Below are 1,403 nucleotides of genomic sequence, written 5' to 3' on the forward strand. Positions count from 1 at the left end.
CGCTGCTCGACCTCGCGGGGGAGCAGTTCCCGTCCGGCGGCCAGCTCGTTCTCGGTGTGGGAGCGCAGCGCGTCGTCGATGATCCCGCGCGCCAGCTCACGCCGCGCTTCCCTGGTCGCGGTGGTGCCGGTGCGGTCTTGCTGCTCAGCGACTCGCCGTGGCAGCTCGGCGTTCACCCGCTGGCGTAGGTGCTGGCGCAACCGGTTCGCGCCGTCCGGGAGCACGTCCCTGCTCAATCCCGGTGCCGTCGGCAGCGTCATGACGTCGGTCCTTCCGGGGACGGCGCCGGACGCACCCCGTTGGGCGAGACAGCTGCGGGTGGAATACCGGGGACCGCTTGCAGAACCGGAAACGGCGCGTCCAGTCGAGGTGGCTCAGGTTCGGGCGAGGGTGGACGTTGCCGCGCAGCCAACTCCGCGGCGACCTTCTCCGCGAACCGCCCGAGCGCGGAGCGGCCCGGCAACCATCGTGGTGCCGCAGCCCGGCCGCACAGCGCCGCGGCGCCTCGCGGATCGTCCGGCACCCGGCCCAGCGGTGCAACGCCGAGTTCGCGCGCGACCTCAGCGGTGGAATAGCCAGGACCAGTCAGCAGCAGCACCGGGTTGGGGCTCCAGCGGGCCACGCTCGGCAACCTGCGCGGAAGGTGGGCGAGATCGTCGGCGTGCGCTCGGGACAGGACAACGATCGCGTCGGAGGAGCGCACAATCGGCAGCACCGGCGAGCCGGGGTCCACCCGCCCACAGTCCACAACGGCCACAACGCCCGCCTGCCTCGTGACCTCTCGCAACAAGTCCAGGCCGCTGGTCGGCTGGGCCAGGGCCGACAGCGCGGCACGTGCCTGGTCGGCATCAGGGGGAGCGGCGATCACCGGTAGCCCGCCCGGAAGGTGTTGCGTGTGCTGCCACACCAGGTCGGCGTTACCGCCACGGCGCGCGGCCGCCGCCAAGCTCACCAGGCCGGGCGTCGAAGTCAACGAGAACCGCACGGCGAGGTCGCCGCCGGACGCGTCCGCTTCCACCACCACAGCCCGAGCTGGGGCAGGCCACCGCGCGGCCAGGGCCACGGCGAACGTGGTCGCGCCAGGAGACCCCTTCAACGACAGCACCGAGACGAGCATCAACGACCTCCCGCAGCGAGCATCACGAGCGACAACTGCCCAGCCGGGACCGCGGCGACCTGACGTGCGGAGGCTTCGGCCAACTGCACCGAGACCACCGTCGTCTGGTCGTTCGGGGCACTGGCCACGCTGGTCACCACCGCGGGCCAAACCGTTCCACCATCGGCAGGCGGACTGGTCGCGGTCCCGGCTTGCCCAGGCACGAACACCACCGCGACACGCGCTCCGCCAGCGATCTCCGGCGGAAACTGGCCGGGCTTGAGCGCCAGCGCGGCGATCGCCTGCC

The 1,403-nt window shown here is 72.3% G+C and carries 1 protein-coding gene and 2 pseudogenes; all 3 read right to left on the minus strand.

All coding sequences use genetic code 11. The annotated features are described in order from the left end of the window. Positions 1–260: pseudogene (locus tag ABZ215_RS43740) on the minus strand (hypothetical protein); the annotation flags it as partial. Continuing rightward, positions 257–1,117, minus strand: a complete 861-nt coding sequence (locus tag ABZ215_RS43745) for a chromosome partitioning protein (protein ID WP_354956856.1) — start codon at positions 1,115–1,117, stop codon at positions 257–259. The gene ABZ215_RS43745 and the pseudogene ABZ215_RS43740, both read right to left, overlap by 4 nt. Next, positions 1,117–1,403 (minus strand): annotated as a pseudogene (locus ABZ215_RS43750) (hypothetical protein); the annotation flags it as partial. The pseudogene ABZ215_RS43750 and the gene ABZ215_RS43745, both read right to left, overlap by 1 nt.

The sequence above is a fragment of the Amycolatopsis sp. NPDC006131 genome, from assembly GCF_040614175.1.
GTDB classification, from domain to species: domain Bacteria; phylum Actinomycetota; class Actinomycetes; order Mycobacteriales; family Pseudonocardiaceae; genus Amycolatopsis_E; species Amycolatopsis_E tucumanensis.